At 48.6% G+C, this 508-nt stretch carries 1 protein-coding gene; it reads left to right on the top strand.

Going from position 1 to position 508, the window contains the following annotated elements:
* Nucleotides 1–56: 56 nt before the first annotated feature.
* Nucleotides 57–508, top strand: a 452-nt coding sequence (locus VT06_RS17255; RefSeq protein WP_235357476.1) for a YfiR family protein, incomplete at its 3' end; no start/stop codon positions are given.

Raw genomic sequence — 508 nt, 5'->3', positions numbered from 1 at the left:
CTTTATTACCCGTGCGCGGATTGCGCATTGAAGTGCGCTTGCTGGCGCGGCCCAACATGGCCAGCGAAGTGGATATCCTATATATCGCTCCCGGCGCTTCACACCAACTCAACAGTGCTTTTAATGCCACGCGCTCTAGGCCTATTTTAATTATTAGTGAGCATTCGCCGGTGCGCGATGAAATGATGATTAATCTCATTAGTGGTAACCGAAATCGTTTAGCTTTCCAGGTCAACAATGAGCGTATTCAAGATAGTGGCTTACGCACAAATACCGATTTACTTACCCTGCGGGGAACCGAGTTAGAGCTTACCGTATATGCACGGAGAGCCTATCAACGCCTTGTACTCCTTGAAGGCGAATTGTCAGTAACAGCAGAAGAGCTTGCTAGCGCAGAAACGGAAAACCGGCAGCTATTGAATCGTATCGATATCCTCGAACAAACCATCCGCGAACGCGATAATGTGCTGCGCGCACAGCAAGGAACGCTAGAAGATAAAGAGCAAGT

The sequence above is a fragment of the Arsukibacterium sp. MJ3 genome (genome assembly GCF_000987765.1).
GTDB lineage: Bacteria > Pseudomonadota > Gammaproteobacteria > Enterobacterales > Alteromonadaceae > Alishewanella.
The sequence above is the reverse complement of the archived record's forward strand: the minus strand, read 5'-3'. Positions and strand labels throughout refer to the sequence as shown.